Genomic DNA, 24,906 nt, shown 5'->3' with positions numbered 1-24,906 from the left:
GCTGGGCCGATTGACGTGCCCACGATGGACGATGTCGCCCGCATAGCAGGAGTGTCGGTGTCGACTGTCTCGCACGTTCTCAACGGCACCCGTAACGTCAACCCGACCACCCGCCAACGCGTCGACGCGGCAATTGTCGAGATCGGCTACCGCCGCAACGTCGTTGCCCGCTCGCTCGCCGCGGGCCGAACCAATACGGTAGGGCTCTCGATCGCCGCCTTGACCAATCCCTATTTCGGCAGCCTGGTACACGCCGTCGAGCAACGACTGTCCGAGGCCGGATACGTGTTGATTCTCGGTGATTCGCACGACGAGCCGTTGTCCGAGCGGCGAGTGACCGATTCCCTGCTGGACCGTCAGGTCGACGGCATGATCCTCGCTCCCGCAGCAGGATCGGAGTCGACGACCATTCCGGAGATCGTGCGTAGTGGTACCCCTCTGGTGTTGATCGACCGGATGCTCGATCTTCCGTGCGATCAGGTGGGTCCGGAGAACGACGCCTCGGCCTACGAGCTCACCGCCCACCTCCTCGATGCAGGCCATCGACGCATCGCGATCGTCCGCGGAATCGAAGGAATCTCCTCCACGAACGAACGGTTCGACGGCTATGCCCGCGCGCTCGCCGATCGGGGAGTCGACCTCGATCCTGGGCTCATCCTCGATGGTAGGTCCAACGTCGAGGTGGCCGAGATGCACGTACGTGCACTGATGTCGAGCTCGAACCGGCCCTCGGCACTGGTGTCGATGAACAACTCGATGACGATCGGTTCACTCAAAGCCGTTCGTGCCCTTGGTTTGTCGATTCCGCAGGATCTCGCGTTCGTATGCTACGACGATTTCGAATGGTCCGATCTGTTCGAGCCTCGCCTGACAGCCGCTGCTCAGGACGTACAGACGATAGGAAGAACCGCAGCCGACCTGTTGCTGAATCGAATCGAGGGGCGGGACGAGACGCCTCGGTCGATCCGAGTTCCGACCACGTTCAACCATCGCAATTCCTGCGGCTGCGCCGCAACCTCGGCCGGAATACCGGCCGCACCCGAAAGATAGGACAGCTCATGCCCATTGCCAGTCCGGATCAGTACGCGGCCATGCTCGACCGTGCGAAGGAGGGCGGGTTCGCCTACCCGTCGATCAATGTCACCGGCTCGCAGACGCTCAACGCAGCGCTGCAGGGCTTCGCCGAGGCCGAGAGCGATGGCATCATCCAGGTGTCGGTCGGCACCGCTCTGTACCTCTCCGGCAACGCCGTGCAGAACCGTTTCGCCGGTTCCAAGGCGCTCGCCCAGTACGCCCACGAAGTGGCGCAACACTATTCGATCTCGGTTGCGCTGCACACCGATCACTGCCCCGCCGAGAATCTGGACGACTGGGTGCGGCCACTGCTGGCCGACGCGATCGACCGACGCGGACGCGGACTCGACCCGCTGTACCAATCGCACATGTGGGACGGTTCGGCGGTGCCGCTCGACGAAAACCTGCGTGTCGCTCGAGAATTGCTCGATCTGTCGGTGCAGGCCAACACGATCCTCGAAATCGAAGTGGGCGTCATCGGAGGCGAAGAGGACGGCGTCTCACACGAGATCAACGAACAGTTGTACTCGACTGTCGACGATGCTCGGGCCACGATCGCCGCGCTCGGCGCAGGGGAGCGCGGTCGATACATGACGGCCCTGACCTTCGGCAACGTGCACGGCGTCTACAACCCTGACTCGGTGCACCTCCGCCCAGAAATTCTCGCCGAGATCCAGGCTGTCGTCGGAGCCGAGACGGGTAAGGACAACCCGTTCGATCTGGTGTTCCACGGTGGATCGGGATCCAGCGCAGAAGACATCGCCTCGGCGGTGGCCAGCGGAGTGATCAAGATGAACATCGACACCGACACCCAATACGCCTTCACCCGGTCCATCGCAGGGCACATGTTGAGCAAGTACGACCAGGTCCTCAAGGTCGACGGCGAGTACGGCAACAAGAAGGCCTACGACCCCCGATCGTGGGGCAAGCCGGCCGAGACTGCGATGGCGGCGAGAGTGGTCGAGGCGACGCAGATGCTCGGCTCGGCAGGCCGCACGATGCGCTGAGAACAATTTTTCTCGAACATGTCGAATTCTGCGGACCGGTTACGTCCCAGGGTCGAATGCAGAAAGAATGGCTGCATCCGACGCTAGGAGACATCATGGCCAAGTACCTCATGCTCAAGCATTACCGCGGAGCCCCCGAGCCTGCCGACTGGATCCCGATGGACCGGTGGACCCCGGCCGAAGTGCACGACCACATTCAGTTCATGCGAGATTTCGCCGCCGAGCTCGAGAAGACCGGCGAGTTCGTCGACGCGCAGGCCGTGGCCCCCGAGGGAACGTGGGTGCGCTCGGACGGCGAAGGGAAACCTCCGGTCACCGACGGTCCGTTCGCGGAGACCAAGGATCTCATCGCAGGCTGGATGGTGATCGACGTCGACTCCTACGATCGCGCGCTCGAGCTGGCCGGGCAGCTGTCGGCAGCGCCCGGTGCCGGTGGGAAGCCGATCGACGAATGGCTCGAGCTGCGTCCGTTCATGGAGGCTCCTCCCACGATCGCCGACTGACGACCATCATGGATCCCGGAGTGCTGCGGGCACTGACGCCCGCAGTGATCGGCGTCCTCGTCCACCGCGGAGCGGACTTCGCGTCGGCCGAGGACGCCGTGCAGGAGGCGTTGGTGCAGGCGACCTCGACGTGGGCACTCTCGACCGGGGCAGGTGACGCGCCGACCGACCCGAAGGGCTGGCTCGTCACCGTCGCCTGGCGAAAATTCCTCGATGGACAGCGCTCGGAGAAGGCGCGTCGCGATCGAGAAGACCGACTGGCGGCACAGCCGGGACCGGAGAGCGTGGGCGGCGTCGACGACACGCTGCAGTTGTTCTTCCTGTGTGCGCATCCTGCGCTGACTCCGGCGGCAGCGGTGGCGCTGACCCTGCGCGCCGTCGGCGGACTGACGACACGGCAGATCGCCCAGGCGTATCTGGTGCCGGAAAAGACCATGGCGCAGCGCATCAGCCGAGCGAAACGTGCGGTGCGTGATGTGCGTTTCGACGCGCCGGGCGACCTGAGCACGGTACGACGGGTGCTGTATCTCGTGTTCAACGAGGGGTACACCGGAGATGTCGACCTTGCGGCGGAGGCGATTCGGTTGACGCGGCAGCTGGCGACACTGTCCGACGACGAGGAAACGGCGGGTCTGTTGGCACTGATGGTGCTGCACCACGCGCGCCGTGCGGCGAGAACCGGATCCGACGGTCGACTCATCCCCTTGGCCGAACAGGACCGATCCCGTTGGGACACAGCGCTGATCGCGGAGGGCGTGCAAATTCTGCAGGCGGCGCTGGCCCGAGATCGGTTGGGTGAGTTCCAGGCCCAGGCGGCGATCGCCGCCCTGCACGCCGACGCGATGCGAGTCGAGGAGACCGACTGGGTGCAGATCGTCGAGTGGTACGACGAGTTGGTCGCCCTCACCGGCAGCCCCGTCGTGCAGCTCAACCGCGCGGTGGCCGTCGGGGAAGCGGACGGCCCCGCCGCCGGGCTCGCGGCGCTGGCCGAGGTCGATTCCACGGTCCCGAGGCACACTGCGGCGGCCGCGCATCTGCACGAGAAGGCGGGTGACCTCACGCAGGCCGCGCAGTTGTACGCCCGCGCAGCGCAGTCGGCTCCCTCGTTGGCCGAGCGCCACCATCTGACTCTGCAGGCCGCACGGATCCGTGGTGTGACTCCGTGACGTCATCGACCAAGCGTACGAACCGATCGGTTTCGTAATCTGATCGTTAGCGGTAGAAAGCGGAATCCGTGCGACCCTCGTATGGTGCTGATGTTGCCAGTGGGACTGAAGAGAAAGAAGCGAAATCGATCCGCTGCGGTGGTGACGGCTGCCGTGCTGGGATCGATGTTGCTGACCGGAACGTCGGCCCAGGCCCTGCCGGGCAACTCGGGATCGGCCGACGCGGCCGCGGGAGCCGTCGGGATCCATCAGGTGTCGGCCACCCGTGCAGTGCTGAACGTGTTCTCCCCGTCCATGAATCGCGTCATCTCCAACGAGATTCTGCATTCGCCGGGAGGCGGACCTGCCCCGAGCCTGATCCTGCTCAACGGTGCACTCGGCAACGAAGACGGTGTGGGGTGGCTCAACAACTCCGGCGTCGAACAGTTCTTTCTCGACAAGAACGTCACGGTCGTAGCGCCCATCGGAGGTCGCTTCAGCTTCTATACCGATTGGCAGACCCCCGATCCGGTACTGGGCTCCAACATGTGGCAGACCTACCTGACTCGCGAACTGCCTGCTGCCGTCGACGCCGCCTACGGATCCAACGGTCGGCGCGGTGTGGCAGGACTGTCGATGAGCGGTGGCCCCGCACTGGATCTGGCGATCCAGGCCCCGGATGTGTTCGACGCCGCCGCGTCGTTCAGCGGATGCCCGGCACCGTCGAATCCGCTTGCCACCGCTGGTATCTCGGCGATGATCGCCGGCGGTCTCAACAACCCGTTCAACATGTGGGGTCTGCCCGGAAGCCAGGGATGGCGCGACCACGATCCGTCGCTCAACGTCGAACGACTGCGCGGAACCGCGGTGTACGTCAGCTCGTCCCGCGGACTTCCCGGACCGGTGGACCGGATCCCCGAGGGTGCGATTCCCCCGTTCGGCGGAATGGCGGTCGAGGCGATGGTGAACTACTGCACGTCGATCTTCGTCGACGCACTGCGCCAGGCCGATGTGCCGGCCACGGTCTCCATGCGCGACGAGGGCGCACACACATGGCCGCTGTTCGAGGATCAGCTACGCGAAGCCTGGTTCACCACGCTGGCACCGGCTCTGGGAACCAGGTGATTGCGCCGAGGCTCGCGCGGGTACGCGTCGATGGACATCACCGACGAAGGGACCACCCGAACATGGCGAAAGACGACTTGCACAGTGACAAGGGACTGCACAAGGGCGACAAGGTCGAATGGCAGACCCACGGAACCACGACCGAGGGAACGGTGGTGGAGAAGATCACCTCCGAGACCGAAGCCGCAGGCAGAACCGTGAAGGCCTCGAAGGACGAACCGCAATACCGGGTCGAGAGCGACAAGTCGGGCAAGGATGCAGTACACAAGCCGGAATCGCTCGACAAGAAGAACTGAGCGACCACGAGACGCAAACGCGCGCGCGTTTGCGGATCTCGATGGCGCAATGCAGTACTCAGGCCTGGGGCACCGATCGTTCTGCGCCCCAACTTCGTTCGATGTAGCCGCGTATCCGATCGATGTCCTCGGCGGGGATTCTCTCCGGTTCGCCGTTCTCGAGCGGATCGGTATGAAAGATGTACAAGCGTGAGGCGAACTGGTCGAACGGCAGCGAACCTTCGCCTGCGCGTTCGCCGTTGCCTGCCGTTCCCACCACGACGCCGTCTCCCCAGTCCTGCCCGCTGTCGTTGTTCGGGTTGAAGAAATAGACCCGCATGACGCCGTCGGGGTCGGTGGTCACGCGCAGGATGGTGATGGCGTGCCACCCCACATACCGTGCAGCACTGTCGGTTACGGCCACACCGGCGGGCTGCGGATGAATCAGCGGCTGATGCCCGTTGTACTCGGGGTGATACGCCGCGTAGAACTGCCGCAGGAATGCGTCCAGGTCGACGATGTTTCCGGTGGCCACGTCGACGTCGATGTGGAACTCGCGAGCCGACCACCACCCGTGGAACTCCGGGTTGACCCAGCGGTGCGGATCGCCGGGGCGATCGGCGCAGCGCCTGACCATCTCGGCGTAGATGCGGTCGAGGTGCGGAACCAGCAGCAGTGACACCGGATCGAGATCCACCGGGTCCGATGTGGCGACTCCACTGGCGCTCTCGGTCGACGAGATCGATTGCCCCTCGAAGTGCATGACGATCTCCTCGTCACGCGCCGCCCACACCACCATCTGCAGGAGGTAGTCGGGATCGTTGTAGGCCCACATCGACAATGCCCGCGCCGACTGGCACGTCGGGTTGTCACCCTGTCCGACGCCGAGCGGTTGCCCGAGCATCGACAACAGTCCACCCAGCAAGCGGGACTCCGGTGCCGGGACCGGCCCGAACGTGGTGTTCAACTTGTCCTGCACTGCGGGTGCGAGTTTCAGCGACATCTGCCGCCACAACGACGGCACGATCGGCGGTTGATGCAGAATCCCGCGATCGAGCAGCAGTGCCAATCCGTACAGGCACTGCGCGGTCTCGGGGTACACCGTCTCCTCGATGAGGCGATGGACCAGTTCCGGATAGCGCGTCAGACACGTGCGACCGGTATCCGACAGTCCCAACGCCTCGGGGAGAACGTACGAGTAGTGATCGACGAGGTACTGCGTCAACGTCGCGTGGTACGGCGAGACGAGTCCGGTGTCGTGCATCGCTCGCGCGAATCCGCGGGCCTCGAACTGCAGCGCCTCGACGTCCATCGCCTCGAGCCGCAACCGGTACACCTCCACGCCCGGATCCTCTCGGCACGCATCGGTGGTGCCGAACAGGGCCGTGATCAAGCGGTCCAGGCCTTGCCCGGAGGTGCCTAGGTCGACGGTCGGGTCGTCGCGATAGATCGCGATGCGGGTGACCATGTCCTTGATGGTGTCCACCTGAATCGGGCGCTGCCGCAGGATCCGCCAGATTTCCTCAACCAACTCGTCGAGCACGCTGTCGTAGCCGATCTGCCCGGCCACGTACCCGAACAGATCACGGATCAGATGCGCGGTACGACCGAGGCGAACTCGCTCCGACTCGGACGGGGGTGTGAACAGAACGTCGAGATTGACCGCGAGGACCTGAGAAAGGAACCGACGGGCATCCTCGGCGGTGACCGCAGCATGCTCGTACTCGCCCGCAACGATCGCGACCATCCGCAGTTCGCTGGTCGCCTCGAGCACGAAGGTGTCGTCGTTGCCGCTGCGTAGGCTGGGCCCCACGAATCCTGGAACGAGAATGTCCGGCTGCGCCCAATCGGTGCCCGCGAAGAGCCCCGCATTCTCGAGCACCTCGGCGCGCTCACGAATTGCATGACAACCACCGGGCTGCAACAGAACTCGATGCAGCGCATCGAGAACCCGCCGCACTTTGGTGTTCTTACTGAACTCGGGTGCACCGGCCAACGCCTCGGTGGCGTGGTCGAGTTGGGCCAGTCTCGACATCAAAGCCTTGTCGACCGGAGCCTTGTCGACCGGTGCAGAGTCGTTCATCGTCTGCGTCGTGGGTTCGTGGTCGTTGCCGAGTTGTTGCCTCACACGTAGAAGTCCAGTTCTTCCTGATGTTTCAGCAAGTCACGCATGACATAGGTATCTTCGCCGAAGAAGTACAGCAGTCCCCAGTGGGTGCCGAACGCTGTTCTCTTGGTGACGGTTTCCTCGACGGGTGCCGACAGATCGTTGGTCTCGTAGTAGTCGTGTCCGGACGTCTCCTCCGGAATTTCCAGATGGCTGACGACGCGTCGTCGTGGATAGACGCCGAAACATCCGGCCACGCCGGTCGCATCGACGACCTCGCGCGGGAAGAAGGCGTCGATCTCCTCCTCGGTGGTCTTCGGGTCGAACGCCAGCGCCAAGCCCTGGTAGGCGTTGAAGCCGTACGCCCGCTCCAGTAGCTCGAACACCTTGAAACCTGGTGGGCGATAGGCGACCTCACCGAAGTACATCTCACCGTCGCTGGTCACGAAGTACTCGGGATGAATGAATCCGAACTCGATGTCGAAGGTCTTGATCAGCTTCTCGATCTGCACCGTGATCTGCTCGCGGTACTTCTCCAGCTCGGGTGTCGCAGGAACGAACACCGAGTATCCGAGGGTGACGTACTCCGAGATGTTGAGGAACTTGATCTTGCCGTTGTGAATCCATGCTTCGACAGCGAACTCCCAGCCGTCGAGGTGCGATTCCATCAGCGCCGGAAATTCCTCGTCGGGAATGGAGTCGACCTCGTCAGGGGTACGAATGACGCGGTGGCCGAGGCAACCGGCCTTGTCGAAGGCCTTGACATGGATCGGGTCGTTGGGATCGCCGTCGAGCTTGAGTAGCGTCTGGTTGACACGTTTGAGGAATCGAATGACGTCCTCACGGTCGTGGGCTTCTTCGAAGATGCCCACCCGAATGCCGCCGAGCTGAGCACGGCGCTTCATCAAGGACTTGTCGCGCAACAGCATTGCCTGACCGAACAGGCGTGGGTTGCCGAGCAGTACCGAGTTGATGGCGCCGGCCCACTCCACTGTCTCCTCGTAGAGCGGGATCGCGACGTCCACGCCTTTGCTCTGCAGTGTTTCGGCGATCTCGAGCGAGCGATCGTTGAGTCGCTCGAAGTTCCACGGTAGGTACGGAATGTCGTGCTCGGTGCAGTACGCCTCGGCCCATTCCGGGGCGACGACGACGTAGCGCCGATCGAACTTGTCCAGTGCTTCCACCGCGGCCAAACTCCACCCCAGCAGGGCCACGAAACCCTTGTTCGGGTCTTTCTCCAGCCTGTCTGGCTGAGCCATGAAGTTCCTTCCCCTAGATGATTCATCGGTCGAGGTCCTTCGCTCCACCGTACAGAGGCGCTGGTCGGCAATTCCGAGCGGTGTTGAACTGGGCTCATGCGACGACGTCGTGTCGGAATCAGCCTCCCGACTTTCCCGCCGGCGTAGGCGCTCTGTTCTATGGTCGTCGGGTGAGTGCGCGACAGACCGGATGGCAGGTCCCCGCTTTGTGGTGGCGACGCGGCGAGGCGTTCCACGGGCGGAGTCCGCAACCTCGATCCACCCGGCCGAGAGCCAGCGCGAAGGCGGCAGTCACAGCGGTGGCTGCGAAGGAAGCCGCTATCGACGACCTGCTTGTTCGAACCGCCGGACGTTTCGGCGAAACAGTCGACCATCCCGAGTCGAATTCGGAGCTGTCGGCGGCCGCGCACGCCTTCGTCGACGGACGGTTCTCGGGCACCGGTGTGACCCCTACCGGTGCTGCTGTGACACTTACGGTCGTCACCGATCAGCCGGAGCACAAGATGCGAGTTCCATTCGTGGACTTCGTCATCGGCCGCTTCGGCGCGGTATTCGCTGCGGAGATGCTCGCCGAGGCTGTAGGCGTGGAGTTGGTGACCCGCGAACTCGTACCGGATCGATCGCGTACCCGGCACTCACTCGGCGTGCGAGATCCCGACGACCTTCGCAATGTCGTGTTCGGAGATTCGGCGAGCAGGGTGCGCACGGCGTTGGCTGCCCTCCCCGCCGACGACTATGCGAACGCGGTGGACAGGCTCGCACCGCAGCGTGGCGCGCGAATCGGGTGCAATCTGTTGACGTCGTTCCTGTTCCCGACCCAGCACGAGTGGGTTGCTGCGGACATCGCGCGGTCGCAGACCGTCCACCGCTATTACCGAAGCTACTGCTATTACCTCTTGGCCAGCGTCGACTCGGTCGATTCGGTCGAGAAAATTCTCGCGCTCGAAGAAACGCGAGATCATGCGATCTGGTCCACCGGGATGAGCATGAACTTCGTATACGCACTGTGTGCAAATATCGGACCGGGTGTCGAGCCCTTCGTAGCCGAGTTGTTCGAGGGCAACCTGTCTGCCCAGCACAAGAAATGGTGTGCCGGGATTTTAGGTGAGATAGACACGGACTCGGGATTCGAGCACTTGGTGTCTCGGCTGGGTAGCAAGTACATCGAGCCCGCCGTGATCGAGGCGATAGCACGATCGCCCGAGCGAGCCGCGCGGTTGCTGGCCGACGCCTCCGGGCCGGATGCGGAGCGGCTGCGCCGGGATCTGGAGCACGTTCATCCGGAGTCCGCGACGCGCAAGCGAGTATGCGGAACAACGCTCGAATCGTCGGATGTCCCTGCGCTGCTACGCGATCCACCGTGGCTCGACCGCGCCGAATCCATGGATCGCGGAGACGTCCGAGAGCAGGTATTTCGTCTCGAAAGTCCCCCAGCGCCGCTGCGTGTGGCATGGCGGGGAGACGAGCAGCGACAGTGGGCCGAGGCCATCGACGTCTATGTGCCCTATCTCGGGCGCCGGGATTGGCCGGAGGTGGTCGCCGCGTTCGGTCGAGGCACAGGTTTCTGGTCATTGCACGAGATCTCGTACGCTCCGGAGCATCTGCTGCGTCCGGTGCTGTCGTACGCCCCGACGCCACGTTACGCGTATCGAGGTGCCATCTCGTTGGGCCGACTGTTGGCCCGATTCGGAAGCGATGCACTCGATTTCGTGCTTCGTGCCGTCCTCGCTGCACCGGCCGGTCAGGCGCAGGTGTTGCTGCCCGTCGTCGGGGGACAACTGACGACGACAATGCTCGAATGGCTCGGCAAGAAGTCGCTCAGACCGGTCGCGTTCGAATGGTTCGATCGCCACATCGACAGTGCAGCATCGGATCTGGTTCCTCTTGCTCTCGGCCGTACCGGACCGAGCCGAACCCTTGCCCGACGCGCACTGTGCACTCTTGCGCGACGCGGACATCGAGACGCCGTGGTCGCTGCTGGACGGTCGTACGGGGAGCCGGCTGGTGCGGCGATAGTAGATATCGTCGACGCAGATCCACTTCTGGCCCTGCCGCGGCATATTCCGGTCATCCCGGACTGGCTGGACCCGGCGTTGCTCCCCCCGTTGACGTTGCAGGGAGAGCGCGCACAGCTGCCGTCCGACGCGATCCGCACGATCTGCACGATGTTCTCGCTGTCACGAATGGACGAGGTGTACGCCGGCGTCGATATCGTTCGTGAACTCGTCGGCCATCCCGAACTCGCGAAGTTCGTCTGGGACATGTTCGAGAGGTGGTTGCGGGCGGGCGCTCCGGAAGCGCAGAGCTGGACTCTCGACGCCCTCGGGATAGTGGGTGACGACGACACTGCGCGGCAATTGACCCCGCTGATCAGGACCTGGCCGCTTCAGTCGGCGCACCGACGCGCGGCGATGGGACTCGAGGCCCTCGCCATGATCGGGAGCGACGCCGCGCTCGGACACCTGTGGTCGATCTCGCAGTCGCTCCGGTTTCCTGCTCTTCGCGCCAAGGCCGACAAACTGATTCACCGAATCGCCGACGAGCTGAATCTGACGCCTCTCGAACTTGCCGACCGATTGGTGCCGAACTTGGGGCTCGACGCGGACGGTACGACGACCTTCGATTACGGAGACCGAACCTTCACCCTCACGTTCGATCACGAGCTTCGAATAGTGGTCGAAGACAACGACGGTAAGGTCCGAGACCGGGTACCGCGGCCCGGCCGCACCGATTCCGACGGTGCGCGCGAGGAATACCGTCGGTACACCGACCTGAGGAAAGATCTCGAGGGGGTGCGCACCGAACTCGTTTCTCGGTTCGAGAAAGCCATGGTGAACCAGCGGCGCTGGACCCTGTCGCAGGTTCGGACCCATCTCGTCGGGCATCCGTTGACCTGGCATCTGTGCAGTGCTCTGGTGTGGTCGACGACGGACGGACGATACTTCCGATTTTCCGAGCTGCGTCGCCCCGTGGGCCCGGACGGCCGCGATATCGAGGTCGCAGACGGCGATCTTGTTGTCGTGGCCCACCCGGCGACGATGGGCGACTCGCTCGGCAACTGGACCTTCATGCCGGAACAGCCTTTCGAGCAGGTCCGACGGGAGGTCTTCAGGACGGATGTCGCCGCCGAGATGGCAGCACTCGAGGGTCGCAAGACGACTACCGATCAGCTGCTCGCGCTGGGTGAAAGAGGATGGAAGCGTGAGGATCCGCAAGACAAGGGTGCCCAGATCTCGCTGAACAAGCGTCTGGATTCCACGACGGCGGTGATCATGGCGTTTCCCGGCTTCAATGTGTCGAATCCGAGAATGTGGGGCGAACAGAAGATCGTCCACGTCTTTCACAGCGGACTCGAATTGTCGGTGATTGCGGCATCGGAACTGCTCCGTGATCTGGCGATGCTCGAGACCGAGTCAATTCGAGGCGACGAACCCGACCTTCGAGGTGAGCCGTGAGTATCCGTACGGTCGAGTTCTTCGAACGGCTGTAATTTCGACGAGAATGATCGACGATGATTCGGCGCGGTGTGCGCCTGGCGAAGCGAGGAGCCCGACATGACGGTCGACAAAACGGGTGTGCAGGTCGAAATCACCCAGCAAGCAGATCGTTTCACCGTCTCGGTCGAGGGCGCACAGGTCGGCTTCACCGAGTTCGTCGACGACGAGCACGGCCGGCGCATCTTCTTCCACACCGAGGTCGACGCGGCATACGGCGGGCGCGGTCTGGCAACGATTCTCGTGCAGCAGGCACTCGACGCCACCCGGGCGGACGCCAAGCGCATCGTCCCGATCTGTCCCTTGGTGGAGGCGTTCGTGGGCAAGCACTCGGAATTCGACGACATCGTCGAGCAGCCCACCGACGAGATTCGGCAGTGGCTGGCCGACCAGCAGGGCTGACGGCGGGAATACCGTCGGGCCCCGGTAGGTTGAGCTCGATCAGTAGTTGCAGAGTCAACTACCCTGCCGAAAGGGAAGCCATGCCCGCAGTGACGGTCGACAACATCCTTGCGTTGCCCCGAATACCCATGCCCGACGCCACCGCCGTACCCCGGCCGGTCCGGTCCGTCACGATGGCTCCGACGGGGTACGAAGGCGAGGGTTTTCCGGTTCGCCGCGCGTTTGCCGGACTGGACATGTCGTCCCTCGACCCGTTCATCCACATGGATCAGATGGGCGAGGTGAACTACGCGCCCGGTGAACCGAAGGGCACGCCGTGGCATCCGCACCGCGGATTCGAGACCGTCACGTACATGATCGACGGCATCATGGAGCACAAGGACTCTCACGGTGGCGGCGGCATCATCAGCGGCGGCGACACCCAATGGATGACGGCGGGTGGGGGAATTCTGCACATCGAGGCCCCGCCGGAGCATCTGGTGATGTCCGGCGGGCTGTTTCACGGTGTTCAGCTCTGGGTCAATCTGCCGCGGGAGAACAAGATGGCGCACCCGCGCTATCAGGACATCACCGGTAGCAAAGTGGCCTTGGCATCGAGTCCCGACGGCGGTGCGCTGGTTCGTGTCATTGCGGGCAACATCGCGGGTCTGCAGGGGCCGGGTTCGACATACACTCCGATTGCGCTCTCGCACAGCACGATCGCACCGGGCGCGGCGCTGACGTTGCCGTGGGAGCGCGAATTCAATGCACTCGTCTACGTTCTCGCGGGCGAGGGCACAGTGGGTGCGGAGAAGCGTCCGATCGGGATGGGGCAGACGGCGTTGTTCGGCCGCGGGGACACGATCGAGATGTCCGCGTCTGCGGTGGGGGAGTCGCTGGAGGTGTTCGTTCTCGGTGGCAAGCCGATTCGGGAACCCGTTGCGATGGCGGGCCCGTTCGTCATGAACACCAAGTCCGAGGTGTTGCAGGCGTTCGAGGACTACCAGGCCGGCCGGCTCGGCGTGCCCACCCGATGATCACCCCGGTCGTGCAACGATCTGCTGCATGACCGACGCCGAGCCCCGTATTCGTAGAACCCGGTTGTACCGCCGGTTGGTGACCCGTGCGGACGGTCCCCTCGAGCCCGCACGGGCAGCCAGGAGGCTCTCTGCCTACGTCTACGGAAACATCCTCATCCTCGCGGCGGTCGCGGCGTCGACGCCCGGCTCGATCGAGCACGGAACAGCTGCGGTCTTGGTTCTGGCTACGGCAGGGACGACGTTCCTGGCGCACGTGTTCGCCGATTTCGTGGCCAGTAGTCAAATACCCGAGGCGCATGGAAATGCCACCGACGAGCAACGCAAGTTCAAGGCCGTCGAGGAACTACGTGATGCCGTCCCGATCCTGAGTTCCGGCACCGTCCCCGCGTTGATGCTTGCCCTCGGCTGGTTGTCGGTGATTCCGGCACAGTGGTCGGAACTGCTGGCCGGCGGTGTCATCGTGGTGCGCATCGCCACGATTCAGATGGTCACGGAGCGAATTCGCGGCAATCCGTTGACCTTCCGTGCTCTTCTCGGTGGGCTGGCCACCGCCACGGTTGCTGCGCTGATCGTGTTGGCCAAGGTGTTTCTGGGGCACTAGCTCCCGAACTCGGCGTACAGCTCTGGCAGGAAGCCGGCGAGGTGGTTCATCTCCTGCCCGCAGTGCAGCATCAGATCTCGGGCCAGATCGAGCCCGAGTACGAGGTCGGTCGGATCCACCGACGCTCCCCGGCGGACGGCGCACGCAGCCTGCTTCACGTCCGGTACGTGCAACCCGCGCAGGTTCAGGTGGAAGCGGCTGCGCATCTCGGCACCACCGTCGACGGGTCTGACCTGATGGGCCAGCCACCCCAGGTCCACCGGTGCGATGGAGCTTCCCACTCGACCGAAGACGATCGTCTGATCCGAGGGAACGTCGAAGCCGTGCGCAATCGGGTCACGAAAACCGATGCCCAGTTGCTGCAGTTTCGGCCCGACGTACTCGTCCACGAAGGTCGTGTTGCCGACGTACTTGGCCTTGTCGGGTATGTCGAGTGCCGTTCGATCCTCCGCGAGAGCGGCGTACAGGTGGGCATCGGGATGCCACAGCTTGTAGCGAGCGGCTTCGGTGGAATGCCATCCGAACCACCAGTCCCACATCGCCGCTGTCACCCGAGGCATCACCGTGCGTACCGCCACGAACGTCACCCCGTCGGCCCTCCGTCCGTATCCGGTCTCGACCCTGGAATACCCGGTGGGAGCGAGATCGGTTGTGATCGAGTCGAATCCGGGTACCGCGTCGGGTGAGAGCGGGGGGCCTGCGTAGGTATCGGCCACCACGGTCGGCACCGGAGTCGTGTGCTCGGCCATGTAGTGGGCGTACGGCCGGTCTCGGTCGGTGTCGCGGTAGCCCTGGTAACGCTCACCGCATTCGTCTGCAGACCCCACTGTCGGTGCCGCGACCGCCCTCGAGGCAGTCCCGAGGACGGTTGCGGTCACTGCTACTGCCGCCCCCACGACGACCTGACGCCGTGTCGGTTTCCTGTTCATTTGTCCCCCATGCTCAACTTGTGTTGAGAGTAAGTCGCGGGCTCAGGGCATGTCAACGACCAGTCAGTACACTGCCCGGTATGAGTCCTGCCACTCCCAAGGACGACGCATCCAGAGTGCGGCGACGCGACGAGATCGCAACAGCGGCGATCGACGTGCTGGCCACCAAAGGCTTTCGTGGGCTGACGCATCGGGCGGTGGACGAAGCAGCCGGCCTCGGCCCGGGCTCGGTCAACTACCACGCGCCCACCAGAAGTCGATTGCTGCACTTGGCGCTGGGGCAACTGTTCGCCCGAGACTTCGAGATTGCCGGGGCTACGTTCGGCAGTCTGGTCGACGTGAAACCCCTGACCGTGGACGTTGTGGTGACACGAATCGTGGATTTCATCCAAGCGATGACAACGGGCGACGCAGCCAAGCGGGTGATTGCGCGGGCCATCATGCTCGGCGAGGCTCAGCACGATCGCGAGGTGCGTGAGCTGTTCGATACTCAGCGCGGCGCATTCGTCACGTTCGCCCAGTGGATCGTTGCGTCACTGGACTCCGAGGACCCGCAGGCGGAAGCCGAGACACTGGTCGTGATGATCGAGGGCTTGATTCAGCGCCAGGTGCTCATCGGATCACGCCTGCCCCGGTCGCTGGTGGAGCAGATGCTGAGGACGATCGTAGGATCGTCAGCGCTGATTGCGGAATAGCGCCGCACGCGTCATCAGCCCAGCAGTGACTTTCGCTCGGTGTGGGTGAACGTGAAGATCGTCGCGCCGAAGCTGATCAGTGCGGTGAGGAGCAGGACCTGCGGCCCGGTGATGACGACGCCGATGAATGCGCCGACCACCCCGCCCAGTGCGAACGACCCGAGAAGGGCTGTGTAGCAAAGCCAGTCGTAGTGTGTCCCGCCCCCGAACAGATGCCGCTCGATACCTTGACCGAGTTTGACCAACGTTCCGGTGACGTAGCTGAGCGGAATGTACGTCTCTTCCTTCTTCGTGAATGCGGTATTGAGCGCGCCGAGTGCGAAGGCCACCAACAGAATCGGGTAGAAGTTCACGTTTGCGGACGACCAACCGGAGATGGCGATATCGATCGTTCCGGCTGCGGCGAGTGCGATGGTGGTCAACACAGTCGCACCGTGCGGATGGTTCGACCAGTAGCGCCGCCTGCAGATCGAGGAGATCACCACGCCCGCGAGAAACGACCCCATCAAGGCCAGTGCAGCCCACGGCGAAGCGCCTGGCGCAACCTCTTTGCCCTCCGGGTGTCCGAAGTGGCCGACGACAGCGCGTTCGGTGTTGCCGGTCATGAAGGTCACGAAGTAACCGGCGGAGTGCAAGAACGCCACTGCGCCCACCATCCCCGCGAGTCCGGAAAGAATCCAGGACAGGCGAGCTTCGGCGCCGACGGCTGTTTCGCGGCTGATCGACAAAGGGGAAGTCATGACTCGATTCTCCGGGCGTGGGGCGAACCAGCAACTCTTTGAGTCGTCGGTCACATAACCGACGTGTTCTCCACATTCGCGATCATTCCGCGGTGCATCACCCTGTTTCCGATCACCCCGCTGTGGTCGGCCCGATGCATCACACATCGGTTGTCCCACATCACCAGATCGCCAGGAGCCCACGCGTGCTGCACCACGTTGTCCGCTCGAGTGGAGTGCTCGAACAGGTACCGGATGGTCTCGTGCGTGTCCTCGGAGTTCATTCCGCTGATCGCGACGCATCGGGCCGGTGCCGAGAGCGCGAGTGCAGTGCGGCCGGACACCGGATGTACTGCGAACAACGGATGCTCGGCAGAGGAATCGCTGTCCGACGCCACCCCGGTCACCCGATGCGTCACCGTACGCCCCGCCAGGTTCTCTTTCACTGCCGCAGGCAGGGTCTCGTACGCCGAGTACTGGTCGCTGAACTGTGTGCTGCCGCCGGCTGTCGGTACGCACACAGCTCGTAATGCCGTGTACGCGGGGGGATTCGGCACGTACGTCGTATCGACGTGGAACGTCGACTTCGGCGGCGTGGTGCGGCCGATGTTGCTGACGACGTTCAGGTCGGGAAATCCCGGGACCGGAGTCTCACCCTCGGTGAACATGAGATCACCGAACCGGCGAAGGAACTCGATGAAGCGTCGGTCGTCCATCGGTTGGTCACGCAGGATCAGTACACCGTATTCGGCCAGCTGCGTTCGCATGTCGTCGACCGAAGCCGAGTCCAGATCCAGACTGCGAATCTCCATTCCCAGCGTCATGATGCCAACTCCTTCACCGACAGTTCCCGGAGCGAGTGCGCGAACAGGCGGTCGATCGTGATGTCCGCTGCCGCGGCCATCACCGCAAGCACACTCGAGGGTGAGTACGAGCAGTAGAGACCGGCTTCGAGGAACCAGGGTTCCCCGTCGGGATCGATGCGGAAATCGAACAGCCCGTAGTGCCGGCAGCCGAGCGCTCGATAGCACGATCGTGCTGCCGCCCAGACCTTCTCGGTGATCGGATCAGAGGTGTCGACTATCCACGCTTTGGTCTGCTGTTTCGCGACCAGGTACAGATCCCCGTCCGCGGTCCGATTCAACTTGTCGGCACTCGTGCGCACGGAGTCGACGGCGTACTCCTCCAGGGGAAGACACACCAGCTCGCCGTCCACCGCGATGATGCCGCAGCGAACCTCGCGTCCGAGCGGGATATACGATTCCACCAGTGCGGCAGACGAATACGCCAGCGCGTCGCGGATTGCGGAGGCCACAGAGTCGTTGTCCTCGACGAGCGTGACTCCCATCGAGTTGTCCGAGTCGACGGGCTTGACGACGACGGGTAATTCGAGATCGACTGTGCCGCCACTGCGTACCACCACGCCGGCCGGGACGGCGACTCCGGCAGCAGCGACGACGGCACGGGCCAGCGCTTTGTCCGCCGTCATGGCCATGACATCCGGGGTGTTGCCCACGTACGGGACATCCATGAGATCGAACAGGCTGCGGTAGGTCGTCATGCCGGGCAGGCAGAACATCTGCGGCACCATGACGTCGAAGTGCCACGCAGACATGACCTCCACCGCCTGAGCCAAGGACATCTGCGGTGCCGCAGCCACACTGGCGGAGTCGATCCCGCCGGGAAAGCTCCACAGCCCACCCGGGGAGACGAAAGCCACCTCGAGTTCGTACGCGGGATCGTCTCCGAGCGCGTCGAGGAAGCCCCCCGCGTACACCCGAGACAGATCGCAGTGGAACTCGTCCACCGAAGATCCGACGAGTACCAGGACCGACAGTGCCATCAGTCGCCTCCGTTCTCCACGAGCTTGCCGATGTTGAAGTCGATACGAGACCAGCCGCGACGCGCCGCGAGATTGCGCAACAGCAGGGATGGAATCTGTAGGTGATGCACCAGCAGGTACGGCAGCGGGTCCCAGCCGGTCAGGATTGCGTCCTTGCCGCGAAAGATGGTGCGGAGCCGAGATGCTCGATTGCCCTCGGTGATCAGACGCCACAGCTCGTGGTAGATCCAGTACGTCGGCCGGGCCGTCGGACGCGGCACGATCATCGGATGATCGTCGTCGAGGTACGCCGCGGCCAGATCGGGATGGTCGTAGAACATCGTGATGGCCGAATGGGTGCGCGGGTTGCATTCGATGGCGTAGACCCGGCCGTCGGCAGCGGACTCGATGAAGTCGAACGACAGCTGCCCGGTGGTATCGAGCGAGGAGACGAATGTGTGTACCCAGCTGAGGATTTCGGGCTTGTCGATCATGTCGTAGTTGACCTGGAAGGCAGACGACACGCAGCAGCCGTACACCTGAAGGCGACCTTCGCGCACCGTGCCGTGTGTGCAGTACTCCTGTCCGGCGATGAATTCCTGCAGGATCCACGGGTCGTCCTCGGTGATGTGCAGGCTCCGGGCGAACGAGGAGTTGCGCTCGGGCGTGTGCGCCGACAACCGCGTCAGATCCATTCGGCCGACCGGGTTGTACGAGATTCGCTTGAGGATGTACTCACGACCCGGCGCAAACTCGAACTCGTCGATCTGGGCGGGGTCGGTGATGCGTCGGAAGTCGGGAACACGCAGTCCCAATGACGCTGCGTGCTCGGAGAATCGGGACTTGTCGTCCACCATTCGCACGACGTCCGCGTCGCCGTGGATCACCTCGCAGTGCGCATCGAGGAGCATACGTGCGTCCGCGTCGTGAATGCTCGCGGCCGGGCTTGCGACGGGCACGAAGACGTCGACCCCTTCGCGGCGAACGATGTCCAGCAGGGCCTCCGCGTATCCCGGATCACCCGGATCGGGAATGCAATGGAAGCGATCGACAGCGCGAGAAAAACGATGTCCGGTCCAGCGGTACTTCGCCGACTCCACCAGGATCACCCGATGCCCGGCGAGATGGAAGGATCGGGCGAGTTGCAGGGCCTTGGTCATCTTTCCGCCACTGATCAGAATCGTTCTGGGTGAACGGGTTCGATGGGTGGCGGGCCGGGTACCGCGCAGCGCCGCCACCCCCACCACCGCAAGATCGAGGGGAAGGGTGGCCGTGAGGCCGATCAGTGCTGCAACGGTGCGGATCATGTGCGCCGGATCAGCGTCACGCCGTCGCGCAGAGGAATCAGAACCTGTTCCACGCGAGGGTCGTCGGCGACGTAGTCGTTGAATTCGGCGATAGCCCGGCCGTTCTCGCTCGGCTGTGCAGCGTAGGGCTGCCCCTGCAGCAAAGTGTTGTCGACGGCGATCACGGCACCGTCGGAGAGCAGATCGCTCTCGAGCAGATACTCCACGTAGGCGCGATATCCGGTCTTGTCGGCGTCGATGAACACCAGGTCGAACGTCCCGTCCAGTCCGCGCAAGGTGTCGAGCGCAGGACCCACCTGCACCGTGATGGCAGATCCTGCAGTCGATTCCGCGAAGCAGGACTGCGCGAACTCGGCCACGTACGGATCCACCTCGCAGGCGACGACCTCGCCGCCTGCGGGCAGCGCCTCGGCCATCGCCAGCGCCGAGTAACCGGTGAACATGCCGATCTCGAGCACCCGCGTCGCCCGGGTCATGTGTACGAGGAACGCCAGGAAGCGTCCCTCCACATGGCCGGAGAGCATTTCCATCTCCAGGGGCCCGGAACCGGAGACCACGTCACGTGATCTCCAGTCCGCAGAGCGGGTCCGCGACGCCAACGTGGCCAGAGCCGCAGATTCGGAGGTGGTGCAGGTGTCGAGATACGGGTCGAGTCCCGCCGCGAGATCGCGGGCCCGATGCACACGGGTGGTCAGCTCGTCGGTCACCCCGGCGTCGAGTAGCGCGGCAATCTCGCCGAGCTCGCGGGCCAGGATTGTCGTCGGGGTGACCGGTCGCGGCTGCGCAGTCACGGCGTCGGTGCGGTGAACATGTCGAGGCCTTCGCCGGCGCGTGGAAAGTCGAGGCAGATCTTCTTGTGCAAGGTCAGCACATCGGCCAGCTCGTTCGCGTCCAGGTCGTTGAGGAAACGGCAGGTGCCGATCGGGTCGGGTACTGCGGCACGCAGAATTCCGTCACGGGTCTTGAGGATCGATGCCGTTGCCTCCGAGAGCAACTCGGGTGTCAGGTAGGGGCTGTCGAGCGCCAGTCCGATGCTGCTCATGACGCCCAGCACTCGATCACGGTCGGCACTGGACAGATGGCCTCTCTGTTCGGCGACAGTCGTCGACAGTGCCATGTCGATATTGATGGCATGACCGTGGAAGAACGGAGCGGGCGGCGTCAGCTCGAGCGTCGGGCTCCACGTGTGGCCGAAGGCGATGACGCGATCGAGGTCGATCTCGTGCAGGTTGGGAGCCTCGAGCTCGAGCATCGTCGCAATGGCCGAGTACGTCAAACGATCTGCCACCGAACGTAATTCGGGTGTCCCGTCGAGGTGGCCGAAGCGAGTACGCAGCAGTTCCGGGCCGTACTGCTCCAGCGTCTCGAAGATTTCCAGGTTGCCGACGACGGAGATCTTGATCAGCTCCGCCATCCCGTTGCGCACCTGGTCCTCGGGCAGCGTGCCGAGGAACGAGAAGTCGAGAAGCACCTTCTGTGATGCGTGGTACGCACCGAGCCGGTTCTTGTGCTTGCCGTAGTTCACGGCAACCTTGATCGACACGCTCGCGTCGATCAGGCCGATCAACGTGGTCGGAATGCGGATGTACGGGGTGTTGCGTCGGTAGCTGGCGCATGCGAAACCTGCTACGTCCGTGGTCAATCCACCACCGACCACCAGGACCGGCTCGGTGCGGACCAGGCCGAAGGCGTCGAATTCACCGACGATGCGCTCGAAGGTCTCCAGCGACTTCGCGGTTTCCCTGATCTGTACCGGGACCACCGTCAGCGCGATGTCGTAATGATCGAAGTACGCGCGGATTCGGTCCCCGTAGATCTCGTGGACCGACTCGTCGACGACCATCAGCGCGCGTCCGTACGGACGGTAGCTGTCGGCCAATTCGGTGTTCTCGAGGGCGAAGACACCGTCGACGTAAATCAAGTCGTACTCGATGCGCTCGTATCCCTCGACGCGAAACGACCTGTCCCCGGCAACTACCTGGGCCTGAAGATTGCTCACAATTACTCCTGGGGTGGATGAAGGGTCAGGCTGAGATCAGAGCGCGCACGCGCTCGGGATCGAGTGCATCGACGGTGTCGGTGGCCGAGCCGAACTCGGTGCCTGCAGTGTTCTCGTTCGGGAATGCGACGCACGTGATGCCTGCGGCTGCTGCCGCCGCCGCGCCGCCGGCGTTGTCCTCGATGGCCACACTGTCGGATGCGTTCTCGCCCAACGTCTTCAAAGCGAACTCGTAGGACGCGGGATCGGGCTTGCCTGCGTCCACCGAGGATGCGTCGACGATGACGTCGAAGGAGTCGGCGGTGAGCTCCGGGCTCAGGGCCGCCAGTAATGCATCGATGTTGTCGCGGGACGTGGTGGTCACGAAGCCCACCTTGATGCCGTTCGCCTTGGCGGAGTCGATCGTATCGGCAACGCCGGGACGCGTTTTCACGTCGGATTCGCCGATCAACCGTTGGAAGATCTCCGATTTGGTGGCGTGCACTGCGGCCGCGTCGACCTCGGTGCCCGTATCGGACGCATATTCGCTGATCCGGTCGGCACCACCGTTCGACCCGAGCATGGAACGGTAGTCCTCACGAGACCAGTTCCAGTTCAGATCGTGGGCTGCGAAGGCCTCGTTGAACGAGCGACGTTGCAGTTCGGATGTGTCGACGAGCGTGCTGATCGAGCCGAACAGAATTGCGGACATGGGTGCCTTTCGGAGCGAGAGACGTTGTACCAGTCAATGTCTCGGCATGCGCGATGGGTGAGTTGGTTCGGGGGGTATGCCCCATCGGCACCGAACGGGAAACCTTCGAATTTCTACGGTGCGGCGGGCGGTCCGTGCCGATGGACGGGTGCGGCCAGTACCGTGGGTGTGGAGCGTCCACGCAGCGTCACGGAGCCACCTGTTTTCCAGTGCTTCCTCTCGCCCGCGGTTGCGTGATCGAGCACGACCGACGACGTGAGCACATCGGTGTTCGGGTCGTCTTTCGCGAGATCGGTGAGCCGGGCCGCTTGATTGACGGTGTCACCGATGACGGTGTACTCGAAGCGGGATTCGGCTCCGATGTTGCCTGCGATGACCGGCCCGTACGTCACGCCGATGCCGATTTCGAAGCCGCCGTCGGAGGCGAGGGCGACGGCCAGGGTGCGTGCGGTGCGCAGTGCCGCCGTGGCGGGATCGGGGTGATCGACCGGAGCGCCGAAGATCAGCAATGCGGCATCGCCCTCGAACTTGTTGACGAAGCCGCCGTTACGTTCGCCGTGTTCGACTACCACTGCGAAGAACCGATTGAGAATATCGACCACTGCCTCCGCGGTCTCTCGCTCGGCCATTGCCGTCGAACCCACCAGGTCGATGAACAGCACGGCGACCGTCCGGTTCTCGCCGCCGAGGCGCGGAGCACTCGCCAATGCCCGCTGCGCCACGTCGTGGCCCACGTGCCTGCCGAACAGAGAACGCAGTCGCTCGCGCTCGTCGAGACCGACCACCATCTTGTTGAACCCGTTCTGCAAACGGCCGATCTCGGAAGCGTCGTAGACGTCGACGCGGGTGTCCGTCGCCCCGGCTTCGACGCGTTGCATGGCGGAGCTGACCTGCTGTAGCGGGTCCGATACGGAACGTCCGACCAGAAACATGCCGCCGAATCCGACGACCAGGGCGATAGCGGACAGCGACACCATCGCGGGAGACAGGTCGACCTCGGGTGGGATGACGGTGTCGATCAATCTGCCGAGCCCGATGAGACCGAGACCCAGAATGGGGATGGCCGTGCTCAATACCCAGATGAGGACGACACGCAGCTTGACGCCGAGCGCGACCGTGTCGGTGACCTCACTGACGTCCATCACCGCGGCGGTGACCGGCCTGAGCGTTCGTTCGGCAACCAGATAGCCCAACGAGCAGGTCGCCAACCCGCCGAAGCTGACCGCGATGGCGACGATGATCGACAACGCTGCGCCTGCCGACGCATTGACCGCCACGAACACGGCGACACCAAGGGCCCACAGCAGAACGTGGACACCGAGCTGACGCAGCGGCAGTCGCACGATGGCGATCGCGGTGTCCTCCGACGGCGTACCGCCGGTATGCAGCCACAGCACGAGCGGCTTGGCGACGCGGAGTCCGAGCACGATCCCGATGCCGATCGCGACCGGCAGATACACGAAGAACGCCAGGTAGTTGCGATCGGACAGGATCTCCTCGGAGCCGACCGGCAGCGGCAGGATGAAGCGGGCCAGCACGAACACGATGACTGCGCCGATGGCGTTGGCCGAGACCATGCCTGCCGCATAGAGCCGCATCGGGGTGCGGTCGAGGGCGGCGCGTAGAGCTGCGGTCACCGGTGAATCTCCGTTCTGTGGTCGCTCGAACTCTAGGGGCCAGAAAAAGAATCGGAGAGATTTCGCCCGAGCGACTATCTGTGTCGGCAAGTACCTGGTAATCTCCGTAACAGCTAATCACTCCTGTTCGACGATGAAAGGAACGACGGCGATGACCAGCACACTCTCCAGGAACGACGTTCTCGAGCCCGAGGATGTTTCGGCGCGTTTGCTCGATTCAGCCGCCCAGCTCTCGTACGACCCGGCCGAGGAGGTCGACTGGGAGGCCGATCTCGATCCCTCCCTCTACGGCCTCAACCCGGAGTGGAGCACCCTCTACGGCACGAAGTTGTGGGACGAGATGAGCGAGGAGCAGCGCATCACGCTCACTCGCCACGAGGTCTGCTCGATCATGAGCACCGGCATCTGGTTCGAGATGATCCTGCAGCAGATGGTTCTGCGCGATCAGTACTGCAAGGACTCCTCGAACTCGGACTTCCAGTTCGCGCTCACCGAGATCGCGGACGAGTGCCGTCACTCGATCATGTTCGCTCGCGCCTGCCAGAAGATGGGCATCAAGGCCTACCTGCCTCGTCGATCGAGCATCGAACTCGGCCGTGGCTTCAAGGCTCTTGCATCGGCCGAGGTGGCCTACGGCGGCATTCTCGTCGCCGAAGAAGTTCTCGACGTCATGCAGCGCGACTGGATGCGCGGCGAGAACGTGTTGCCGCTCGTGCGCACCACCAGCAAGATCCACGTCGTCGAGGAATCGCGACACATGACCTTCGCGCGCGCACAGATGCGTGAAGACATCGAGGGGAAGAGCCCGGCTCGCCGTAAGGCCAGCGCGTTGGTCGTCGCGATCGCTGCCCGCCTGATCGTGTCGAACATGGTCAACAAGGAGGTCTACGCAGCTGCGGGCCTCGATGTCGACCGCGCCGTGAAAGAAGCGAAGAACAACGCTCATCACCACACGATGATGCGCACCTCGAGCGAGCATCTGATGGCATTTCTCCTCGACTGCGGTTTGGTCACCAAGCCGGCCGAGATGATCTACCGTCGTCTGCACATGCTCTGACCACTCTTTTCGAGGCCGTGAAGGACATCTGAGAAACCC

At 63.7% G+C, this 24,906-nt stretch carries 23 protein-coding genes; 12 read left to right on the top strand and 11 right to left on the bottom strand.

What is annotated here, in order from left to right:
* Window positions 1-24 precede the first annotated feature (24 nt).
* The 6 genes from CH286_RS04940 (at window position 25) to CH286_RS04915 (ending at window position 5,150) form a co-directional block, all read left to right on the top strand.
* Window positions 25-1,050 (top strand): LacI family DNA-binding transcriptional regulator, encoded by a 1,026-nt coding sequence (locus CH286_RS04940; protein ID WP_242640294.1) that lies wholly within the window; start codon window positions 25-27, stop codon window positions 1,048-1,050.
* An 8-nt stretch (window positions 1,051-1,058) separates the two neighbouring features.
* Window positions 1,059-2,081 carry a class II fructose-bisphosphate aldolase gene (fbaA, locus tag CH286_RS04935; protein ID WP_032405687.1) on the top strand — a complete coding sequence of 341 codons (1,023 nt, stop codon included), beginning with the start codon at window positions 1,059-1,061 and terminating at the stop codon, window positions 2,079-2,081.
* Between the two features lie 95 nt (window positions 2,082-2,176).
* The gene (locus CH286_RS04930; RefSeq protein WP_032405986.1) at window positions 2,177-2,584 is read left to right on the top strand and encodes a YciI family protein; all 408 of its coding nucleotides are present in this window, start codon (window positions 2,177-2,179) and stop codon (window positions 2,582-2,584) included.
* Window positions 2,585-2,592: 8 nt separating this feature from the next.
* Window positions 2,593-3,750: an RNA polymerase sigma factor gene (locus CH286_RS04925; RefSeq protein ID WP_032405987.1), complete on the top strand. Its 1,158-nt coding sequence runs from the start codon at window positions 2,593-2,595 to the stop codon at window positions 3,748-3,750.
* A 99-nt stretch (window positions 3,751-3,849) separates the two neighbouring features.
* Complete coding sequence (locus tag CH286_RS04920; protein ID WP_255182573.1) at window positions 3,850-4,854, top strand: alpha/beta hydrolase; 1,005 nt, start codon at window positions 3,850-3,852, stop codon at window positions 4,852-4,854.
* A gap of 62 nt (window positions 4,855-4,916) precedes the next feature.
* Window positions 4,917-5,150 (top strand): DUF2945 domain-containing protein, encoded by a 234-nt coding sequence (locus CH286_RS04915; RefSeq protein WP_032405688.1) that lies wholly within the window; start codon window positions 4,917-4,919, stop codon window positions 5,148-5,150.
* A 58-nt stretch (window positions 5,151-5,208) separates the two neighbouring features.
* Here CH286_RS04915 and CH286_RS04910 read toward each other — a convergent pair whose 3' ends face one another.
* Both CH286_RS04910 and CH286_RS04905 read right to left on the bottom strand, forming a co-directional pair.
* Entirely contained in the window at window positions 5,209-7,212 is a 2,004-nt protein-coding gene (locus tag CH286_RS04910) for a hypothetical protein (protein WP_094608568.1), read from the bottom strand.
* 41 nt (window positions 7,213-7,253) lie between these two features.
* Window positions 7,254-8,495: an ATP-grasp domain-containing protein gene (locus CH286_RS04905; protein WP_094608514.1), complete on the bottom strand. Its 1,242-nt coding sequence runs from the start codon at window positions 8,493-8,495 to the stop codon at window positions 7,254-7,256.
* 170 nt (window positions 8,496-8,665) lie between these two features.
* Here CH286_RS04905 and CH286_RS04900 point away from each other — a divergent pair, with 170 nt between their 5' ends.
* The 4 genes from CH286_RS04900 to CH286_RS04885 all read left to right on the top strand — a co-directional run bounded on the left by CH286_RS04900 (window position 8,666) and on the right by CH286_RS04885 (window position 14,011).
* Complete coding sequence (locus tag CH286_RS04900; RefSeq protein ID WP_176458137.1) at window positions 8,666-11,950, top strand: DUF4132 domain-containing protein; 3,285 nt, start codon at window positions 8,666-8,668, stop codon at window positions 11,948-11,950.
* 99 nt (window positions 11,951-12,049) lie between these two features.
* On the top strand, window positions 12,050-12,391 hold the full coding sequence (locus CH286_RS04895; RefSeq protein WP_094608567.1) for a GNAT family N-acetyltransferase: 342 nt from the start codon (window positions 12,050-12,052) through the stop codon (window positions 12,389-12,391).
* Between the two features lie 80 nt (window positions 12,392-12,471).
* The gene (locus tag CH286_RS04890; RefSeq protein ID WP_094608512.1) at window positions 12,472-13,407 is read left to right on the top strand and encodes a pirin family protein; all 936 of its coding nucleotides are present in this window, start codon (window positions 12,472-12,474) and stop codon (window positions 13,405-13,407) included.
* Between the two features lie 28 nt (window positions 13,408-13,435).
* The gene (locus CH286_RS04885; protein WP_032405692.1) at window positions 13,436-14,011 is read left to right on the top strand and encodes a hypothetical protein; all 576 of its coding nucleotides are present in this window, start codon (window positions 13,436-13,438) and stop codon (window positions 14,009-14,011) included.
* Here the strand turns inward: CH286_RS04885 and CH286_RS04880 are convergent.
* Window positions 14,008-14,940: a DAPG hydrolase family protein gene (locus CH286_RS04880; protein ID WP_255182572.1), complete on the bottom strand. Its 933-nt coding sequence runs from the start codon at window positions 14,938-14,940 to the stop codon at window positions 14,008-14,010. The genes CH286_RS04885 and CH286_RS04880 overlap by 4 nt on opposite strands.
* Before the next feature lie 80 nt (window positions 14,941-15,020).
* Between CH286_RS04880 and CH286_RS04875 the strand changes: the two genes are divergently transcribed.
* Entirely contained in the window at window positions 15,021-15,635 is a 615-nt protein-coding gene (locus tag CH286_RS04875) for a TetR/AcrR family transcriptional regulator (RefSeq protein WP_052058708.1), read from the top strand.
* A 14-nt stretch (window positions 15,636-15,649) separates the two neighbouring features.
* Here the strand turns inward: CH286_RS04875 and CH286_RS04870 are convergent, their stop codons facing one another.
* From CH286_RS04870 to CH286_RS04835, 8 genes are all read right to left on the bottom strand, one after another.
* On the bottom strand, window positions 15,650-16,375 hold the full coding sequence (locus CH286_RS04870; RefSeq protein ID WP_052058707.1) for a YoaK family protein: 726 nt from the start codon (window positions 16,373-16,375) through the stop codon (window positions 15,650-15,652).
* Between the two features lie 50 nt (window positions 16,376-16,425).
* The gene (locus tag CH286_RS04865) at window positions 16,426-17,178 is read right to left on the bottom strand and encodes a TauD/TfdA dioxygenase family protein (RefSeq protein ID WP_094608511.1); all 753 of its coding nucleotides are present in this window, start codon (window positions 17,176-17,178) and stop codon (window positions 16,426-16,428) included.
* Window positions 17,175-18,197 (bottom strand): D-alanine--D-alanine ligase family protein, encoded by a 1,023-nt coding sequence (locus CH286_RS04860; protein WP_037154073.1) that lies wholly within the window; start codon window positions 18,195-18,197, stop codon window positions 17,175-17,177. Before CH286_RS04860 ends, CH286_RS04865 begins: the two co-directional genes overlap by 4 nt.
* Entirely contained in the window at window positions 18,197-19,483 is a 1,287-nt protein-coding gene (locus CH286_RS04855) for an ATP-grasp enzyme (protein WP_094608510.1), read from the bottom strand. The genes CH286_RS04860 and CH286_RS04855 overlap by 1 nt, the downstream gene beginning before the upstream one ends.
* Complete coding sequence (locus CH286_RS04850; protein ID WP_037154068.1) at window positions 19,480-20,274, bottom strand: O-methyltransferase; 795 nt, start codon at window positions 20,272-20,274, stop codon at window positions 19,480-19,482. Before CH286_RS04850 ends, CH286_RS04855 begins: the two co-directional genes overlap by 4 nt.
* The gene (locus CH286_RS04845) at window positions 20,271-21,482 is read right to left on the bottom strand and encodes a sedoheptulose 7-phosphate cyclase (protein WP_094608509.1); all 1,212 of its coding nucleotides are present in this window, start codon (window positions 21,480-21,482) and stop codon (window positions 20,271-20,273) included. The genes CH286_RS04850 and CH286_RS04845 overlap by 4 nt, the downstream gene beginning before the upstream one ends.
* Window positions 21,483-21,507: 25 nt before the next feature.
* Window positions 21,508-22,173 carry an HAD-IA family hydrolase gene (locus tag CH286_RS04840; RefSeq protein ID WP_032405698.1) on the bottom strand — a complete coding sequence of 222 codons (666 nt, stop codon included), beginning with the start codon at window positions 22,171-22,173 and terminating at the stop codon, window positions 21,508-21,510.
* A gap of 113 nt (window positions 22,174-22,286) precedes the next feature.
* Complete coding sequence (locus CH286_RS04835) at window positions 22,287-23,810, bottom strand: adenylate/guanylate cyclase domain-containing protein (RefSeq protein WP_094608508.1); 1,524 nt, start codon at window positions 23,808-23,810, stop codon at window positions 22,287-22,289.
* Window positions 23,811-23,961: 151 nt separating this feature from the next.
* On the opposite strand from CH286_RS04835, the gene CH286_RS04830 reads away from it, so the two are divergent.
* Window positions 23,962-24,867, top strand: coding sequence for an AurF N-oxygenase family protein (locus tag CH286_RS04830; protein ID WP_032405699.1), 906 nt, complete (start codon window positions 23,962-23,964; stop codon window positions 24,865-24,867).
* The last annotated feature ends 39 nt before the right edge of the window (window positions 24,868-24,906 follow it).

The sequence above is a fragment of the Rhodococcus sp. WWJCD1 genome, assembly GCF_002258735.1.
GTDB lineage: Bacteria > Actinomycetota > Actinomycetes > Mycobacteriales > Mycobacteriaceae > Rhodococcoides.
Note: the sequence above shows the minus strand (reverse complement) of the source record. Positions and strands in the feature narration are given on the sequence as shown.

Excerpts from the sequence above, each read along its gene's own strand:
- CH286_RS04940 (WP_242640294.1), top strand. The coding sequence starts at position 25 with ATGGACGATGTCGCCCGCATAGCAGGAGTGTCGGTGTCGACTGTCTCG.
- fbaA (WP_032405687.1), top strand. The coding sequence starts at position 1,059 with ATGCCCATTGCCAGTCCGGATCAGTACGCGGCCATGCTCGACCGTGCG.
- CH286_RS04930 (WP_032405986.1), top strand. The coding sequence starts at position 2,177 with ATGGCCAAGTACCTCATGCTCAAGCATTACCGCGGAGCCCCCGAGCCT.
- CH286_RS04925 (WP_032405987.1), top strand. The coding sequence starts at position 2,593 with ATGGATCCCGGAGTGCTGCGGGCACTGACGCCCGCAGTGATCGGCGTC.
- CH286_RS04915 (WP_032405688.1), top strand. The coding sequence starts at position 4,917 with ATGGCGAAAGACGACTTGCACAGTGACAAGGGACTGCACAAGGGCGAC.
- CH286_RS04910 (WP_094608568.1), bottom strand. The coding sequence starts at position 7,212 with ATGAACGACTCTGCACCGGTCGACAAGGCTCCGGTCGACAAGGCTTTG.
- CH286_RS04905 (WP_094608514.1), bottom strand. The coding sequence starts at position 8,495 with ATGGCTCAGCCAGACAGGCTGGAGAAAGACCCGAACAAGGGTTTCGTG.
- CH286_RS04895 (WP_094608567.1), top strand. The coding sequence starts at position 12,050 with ATGACGGTCGACAAAACGGGTGTGCAGGTCGAAATCACCCAGCAAGCA.
- CH286_RS04890 (WP_094608512.1), top strand. The coding sequence starts at position 12,472 with ATGCCCGCAGTGACGGTCGACAACATCCTTGCGTTGCCCCGAATACCC.
- CH286_RS04885 (WP_032405692.1), top strand. The coding sequence starts at position 13,436 with ATGACCGACGCCGAGCCCCGTATTCGTAGAACCCGGTTGTACCGCCGG.
- CH286_RS04880 (WP_255182572.1), bottom strand. The coding sequence starts at position 14,940 with ATGAACAGGAAACCGACACGGCGTCAGGTCGTCGTGGGGGCGGCAGTA.
- CH286_RS04875 (WP_052058708.1), top strand. The coding sequence starts at position 15,021 with ATGAGTCCTGCCACTCCCAAGGACGACGCATCCAGAGTGCGGCGACGC.
- CH286_RS04870 (WP_052058707.1), bottom strand. The coding sequence starts at position 16,375 with ATGACTTCCCCTTTGTCGATCAGCCGCGAAACAGCCGTCGGCGCCGAA.
- CH286_RS04865 (WP_094608511.1), bottom strand. The coding sequence starts at position 17,178 with ATGACGCTGGGAATGGAGATTCGCAGTCTGGATCTGGACTCGGCTTCG.
- CH286_RS04860 (WP_037154073.1), bottom strand. The coding sequence starts at position 18,197 with ATGGCACTGTCGGTCCTGGTACTCGTCGGATCTTCGGTGGACGAGTTC.
- CH286_RS04855 (WP_094608510.1), bottom strand. The coding sequence starts at position 19,483 with ATGATCCGCACCGTTGCAGCACTGATCGGCCTCACGGCCACCCTTCCC.
- CH286_RS04840 (WP_032405698.1), bottom strand. The coding sequence starts at position 22,173 with ATGTCCGCAATTCTGTTCGGCTCGATCAGCACGCTCGTCGACACATCC.
- CH286_RS04830 (WP_032405699.1), top strand. The coding sequence starts at position 23,962 with ATGACCAGCACACTCTCCAGGAACGACGTTCTCGAGCCCGAGGATGTT.